Here is a 519-nt window from a genome sequence, read left to right on the forward strand (position 1 = left end):
GGCAATACCATCAACCTGCAGGCCGACAGCAACGAGACCATCGGCATCACGGGTCAGGGGCTGACCGTGACCGGAGACGCCGGCAACGACGTGGTCAACCTCAATGCCGACACCGCGGCAATGGTCTCAGCCGCGGTCAGGGCATGACCGTGACCTGAAACCCTTGCCAACACGAGGTCAATCCCAATGCCTACACCGCTTCAACAGTTTCGGAAGGCAACGACGGCGGCATTTGAGGGGACCGCGGTAGTGACACCCTCACAAACCAATCCTCACAGAAGCAGATGGTTGGCAATGCCTATACCGAAAGCGTCAGCGCCAGCAATAACACCATAACATTTAGCAACAACGCCCACGTCAACATCAACGGCACCAGCAATACCATCAACCTGCAGGCCGACAGCAACGAGACCATCGGCATCACGGGCCAAGGGCTGACCGTGACCGGAGACGCCGGCAACGACGTGGTCAACCTCAATGCCGACACCGCGGCCACGGTTTCGGGCGGCGGCTACGTCG

Annotated in this window: 1 protein-coding gene; it reads left to right on the top strand. The window is 59.9% G+C overall.

Annotation, left to right across the window (positions count from 1 at the left end; all coding sequences use genetic code 11):
- Nucleotides 1-284: 284 nt before the first annotated feature.
- A partial coding sequence (locus tag MKK60_RS27095) for a DUF3060 domain-containing protein (protein WP_243989164.1) occupies nt 285-519 on the top strand: 235 nt, incomplete at its 3' end.

The sequence above is a fragment of the Methylobacterium sp. J-092 genome (genome assembly GCF_022829325.1).
In the GTDB taxonomy this organism is placed as follows: Bacteria; Pseudomonadota; Alphaproteobacteria; order Rhizobiales; family Beijerinckiaceae; genus Methylobacterium.